We start from the raw sequence: 4,607 nt of genomic DNA, 5'->3' as shown, positions 1-4,607 counted from the left end.
GGAACCGTCAGCTCCAGCGACGTCGGCCCGTACCAGGAGCCGTAGTCCTCCAGCTGGTCGCTGTACTTGTCCCAGTAGTCCTTGTGCGTGGTCGGCAGCCAGGCGTCCGTCTGGAAGTCGATGTCGCCGCGGGCGACGCCGGAGTAGAGCGGACCCGCGTCGAGCTGGGTGATGTCCGGCGAGAAGCCGCGCTGCTCCAGGATCTCCTTCCAGAGGAAGGTGGAGGCGATGCCCTCGTCCCACGGGATGTAGCCCATGTTGATCTTCTGGCCCTTGCCGATGTCACCGGCGGCGGCCTGCGAGCCCTTGGAGTCGTCCGAGGAGCCCGCGATGTTCAGCCCGCCCGCGACGAGCGCCAGCACGACGACACCGGTCATGGCGACGGCGGTACCCGGCTTGTAGTGCGCGAACTTCAGGCGCCGCGCACCGGCGGCGGCCTTGGCGGCGGCACGCCGGCCGAGCGGGGAGACCCGCTCGTTGAGCGCGCCCGTCATCCGGTCGAGGTACATGGCGAGGATGACCACGGCGATCCCGCTCTCGGCGGCGAGGCCGACCTGGAGCTGGGTGATGGCCGCGTAGACCTTCTCGCCGAGGCCGCCGGCACCGGCCATACCGCCGATGACGACCATCGACAGGGCCAGCATGATGACCTGGTTGATCCCGGCCATGATCGTCGGAAGGGCGAGCGGCAGCTGGACCCGGGTCAGGGTGTGCTTCGGCGTGGTGCCGAAGGCCTCGGCCGCCTCGACCAGCTCGCCGTCGACCTGGCGGATGCCGAGTTCGGTCATACGGACGCCGGGCGGCATCGCGAAGACGATGGTGGCGATCACACCGGGGGTGACACCCACGCCGAAGAACATGACGCCGGGGATCAGGTAGACGAAGGCCGGCATCGTCTGCATGACGTCGAGCACCGGCCGCAGCGCGGCGCTGACCTTGCTGTTGCGGGCGGCCCAGATACCCAGGGGCACCGCGATCACGATGGTGATGACGGCGGCCACGACGACCAGCGACAGCGTGGCCATGGCCTCGTCCCACAGGGCGAGGGAGTCGATGAGCGCGAAGCCGGCGAAGGTGAGGACCGCGGGCACGATCCCGCGCAGCCAGAACGCGACGACGGCGAATATCCCGGCCATCAGCAGCGGCGCACCGCCGCCCAGGACGGCGTCGACCCCGTCGTACATCCCGCCGAGGACGGTCTTGATGGCGTCGAAGATCCAGGTGAGGTTCGACTGCAGCCAGTCGACCGCGTCCTCGACCCACGCGCCGAAGGAGAACCTAGGCACCGGCGTTCACCTTCTTGACCTCGCGCACGCCCGCCTTGCCGGCCGGCACCTTCTCGATCCGCGGTTCCTCGCCGAGGGCGGCGAGGAGCCGGGTGCGGGGCACCATGCCGATGAGTCCGCCGTCGGCGTCGGTCACGGCGACCGCGAGCCCGCTGGTCGAACAGGGGGTGAAGAGCTCGGCGACCGGTGTCTCGGCGGTCACGGTCGCGGGGGCCTCGGCCACCAGGTCCCGGTGGGAGCGGCCCTTCTCGGGCGCCTCCATGATCGAACCGGCGGTGAGCACCCGGGAGCGGTCCACGTCCTGGATGAAGGAGGCCACGTAGTCGTTGGCCGGCCGCACCAGGATGTCCTCGGCGGTGCCCTGCTGCACGATCCGGCCGTCCCGCATGACGGCGATGCGGTCGCCCAGGCGCATGGCCTCGTTGAGGTCGTGGGTGATGAAGACGATGGTCTTCTTCAGCCGCTTCTGGAGTTCCAGGAGCTGGTCCTGCATGTCGCGCCGGATCAGCGGGTCGAGCGCGCTGAAGGACTCGTCCATCAGCAGCAGGTCCGCGTCGGTGGCGAGCGCGCGGGCCAGGCCCACGCGCTGCTGCATACCGCCGGACAGCTCGTCGGGCCAGGACTTCTCCCAGCCGGCCAGACCGGTCAGCTCCAGCGCCTGGGCGGCGCGCTCCTCGCGCACGACGCGCGACACGCCCTGGACCTCCAGGCCGTACGCGGCGTTCTCCAGCACGCTCCGGTGGGGGAAGAGCGCGAAGTGCTGGAAGACCATGCTGATCTTCCTCGAGCGGACGTCACGCAGGTCGCGCGGGCTCAGGGCGGTCAGGTCCTGGCCGTCGAAGAGCACGCGGCCCGCGGTCGGCTCCAGGAGCCCGTTGAGCATCCGCAGCAGGGTGGACTTGCCCGAGCCGGAGAGGCCCATGACGACGAAAATCTGTCCCGGCTCCACGGTGAACGATGCGTCGATCACCGCTGCGGTCGTTCCGTCGGCGCGCAGCTCCTCGCGGTTCGCACCGTTCTCGAGCTTCTGCACGGCTTGATCGGGTCGTCTGCCGAACACCTTGTACAAGTGCTCGGCTTGCAGCCTTGACACATACACCTCACGCGCGTTGAACCGAAAACGGTCTGCCACCCCCTACGGCAGACCGTGGAGCGGGCGGATTCGGTCCGCAGAGCACGCGCATTGGTTGAAAAATGGACGTGGTCCGCTCCGATGGCGCGCCTGCCCCGGCTTACACGGACCAAACACATGTGTGACCCAGATCACCCTGGAAGGTCGTGGAAGCGGGAACCGCGCGCCCACGGCCCGGATCGTGTCGGAGGCGTGCGGCATGATCGGGGGCGTGACGCGACGCCTGATGCTCCTCGACACCGCCTCCCTCTACTTCCGCGCCTACTTCGGCGTCCCCGACTCGGTGCGCGCACCGGACGGCACCCCGGTGAACGCCGTGCGCGGGCTGCTCGACTTCATCGCCCGGCTGGTGCAGGACCACCGGCCGGACGAGCTGGTCGCCTGCATGGACGCCGACTGGCGTCCGCAGTGGCGGGTCGACCTGATCCCGACGTACAAGGCGCACCGGGTGGCGGCCGAGACCGCCGCCGGCCTGCCCGACGAGGAGGAGGTCCCCGACAGCCTCTCCCCTCAGGTCCCGGTCATCGAGGACGTCCTGGACGCCCTGGGGATCGCGCGGGTGGGCGTGGCCGGTTACGAGGCGGACGACGTGATCGGCACACTGGCCGGGCGGGCCGGGGGCCCCGTCGACATCGTCACGGGCGACCGCGACCTCTACCAGCTGGTCGACGACGCCCGCGGGGTGCGGGTCCTGTACCCGGTGAAGGGCGTGGGGACGCTCCAGGTGACGGACGAGGCCTGGCTGCGTGAGAAGTACGGCGTGGACGGCGCGGGGTACGTGGACCTCGCGCTGCTGCGCGGCGACCCCAGCGACGGACTGCCCGGGGTCCCCGGCATCGGCGAGAAGACGGCGGCGAAGCTGCTGGACGCGTTCGGCGACCTGGCCGGGATCATGGGCGCGGTCGACGACCCCGCCGCCCGGCTGACCCCGTCGCAGCGCAGGAGGCTGGACGAGGCGCGGGCGTACGTGGCGGTCGCGCCGAAGGTGGTCCGGGTGGCCGACGACGTGCCGCTGCCCGCCTTCGACCCCGCGCTCCCCCGGGAGCCGCGCGACCCGGCGGCCCTCGACGCCCTGGCGGCGCGGTGGGGCCTGGGCGGGTCGCTCCAGCGCCTGCTCGCCACCCTCCAGGCGTGAAGTGCTAACTTAGGTAGACCTAAGTACATCTGCGTACCCGGTTCCGCACACGCGTGGGCCCCGTCCACCGCGATCCGTACGTTTCCAGAGCAGGGAGAACCTCGTGGCAGAGCGGCCGGCCCGTCGGGCACCGAAGGCACAGGGCGCGCAGGTCGTGCGCACCGAGCAGATCACCCCGCACATGGTGCGCGTGGTCCTCGGCGGCGACGGTCTGGCGGACTTCGCCCTCGCCGGATTCACCGATCACTACGTCAAGCTGTGCTTCGCCCCGGAGGGCGCGGACTACGCCCACCCCTTCGACATGGCCCGGATCCGCGAGGAGTACCCCCGCGAGCTGTGGCCGACCACCCGTACGTACACGGTGCGCTCCTGGGACCCCGACGCGCGGGAGATGGCCGTCGACTTCGTGGTGCACGGCGAGGAGGGGCTCGCGGGCCCCTGGGCGGCCCGTGCCGTCCCCGGGGACCAGGTGACCTTCCTGGGACCCGGCGGGGGCTACGTACCCGAGGCGTCGGCCGACTGGCACCTGCTGGCCGGTGACGAGAGCGCCCTGCCGGCCGTCGCCGCCTCGCTGGAGAAGATGCCCGCGGGCGCCCTGGTGCACGCCTTCGTCGAGGTTCCGGACGCCTCGGAGGAGCAGAAGATCGTCACCCCGGACGGCGTGGAGATCACCTGGCTGCACCGTGGCGGGCGGCCCGTCGGGGAGCTGCTCGTCGCCGCGGTGAAGGAGCTGGAGTTCCCCGAGGGCGAGGTGCAGGCCTTCGTGCACGGCGAGGCGGGCTTCGTGAAGGAGATCCGGCGCCATCTGCGTCTGGAGCGGCAGATCCCGCTCCAGCAGCTCTCGATCTCGGGTTACTGGCGGCTCGGCCAGAACGACGACGCGTGGCGTGCGGTGAAGCGCGAGTGGAACGAGCAGGTGGAGCGCGAGCAGGAGAGCGCCGCGTAGCGCGCTTCCGCCGGTCCCCGGCCGGCCTCGCCGCGTAGCGCGCTCCCGCCGGTCCCCGGCCGACCTCGCCACGTAGCGCGCCCCCGCCGGTCCCCGGCCGACCTCGCC

Annotated in this window: 4 protein-coding genes; 2 read left to right on the top strand and 2 right to left on the bottom strand. The window is 71.2% G+C overall.

Features of this window, described 5'->3' with window-relative positions; translation table 11 throughout:
• Positions 1-1,286 (bottom strand): ABC transporter permease subunit (locus tag IH13_RS0134890; RefSeq protein WP_031090985.1); only part of this gene is annotated, 1,286 nt, incomplete at its 3' end.
• The gene (locus IH13_RS0134885; protein WP_051836025.1) at positions 1,279-2,379 is read right to left on the bottom strand and encodes a quaternary amine ABC transporter ATP-binding protein; all 1,101 of its coding nucleotides are present in this window, start codon (positions 2,377-2,379) and stop codon (positions 1,279-1,281) included. The genes IH13_RS0134890 and IH13_RS0134885, both read right to left, overlap by 8 nt.
• Before the next feature lie 265 nt (positions 2,380-2,644).
• Between IH13_RS0134885 and IH13_RS0134880 the strand changes: the two genes are divergently transcribed.
• Entirely contained in the window at positions 2,645-3,553 is a 909-nt protein-coding gene (locus IH13_RS0134880) for a 5'-3' exonuclease (RefSeq protein WP_031090981.1), read from the top strand.
• A gap of 103 nt (positions 3,554-3,656) precedes the next feature.
• Positions 3,657-4,499: a siderophore-interacting protein gene (locus tag IH13_RS0134875; RefSeq protein ID WP_031090978.1), complete on the top strand. Its 843-nt coding sequence runs from the start codon at positions 3,657-3,659 to the stop codon at positions 4,497-4,499.
• Positions 4,500-4,607: the final 108 nt, after the last annotated feature.

It is taken from the genome of Streptomyces sp. NRRL WC-3549 (genome assembly GCF_000721935.1).
In the GTDB taxonomy this organism is placed as follows: domain Bacteria; phylum Actinomycetota; class Actinomycetes; order Streptomycetales; family Streptomycetaceae; genus Streptomyces.
Note: the sequence above shows the minus strand (reverse complement) of the source record. Positions and strands in the feature narration are given on the sequence as shown.

Bases quoted from the DNA above. Each gene is read 5' to 3' on its own strand.
- IH13_RS0134880 (WP_031090981.1), top strand. From the start codon at position 2,645: ATGCTCCTCGACACCGCCTCCCTCTACTTCCGCGCCTACTTCGGCGTC.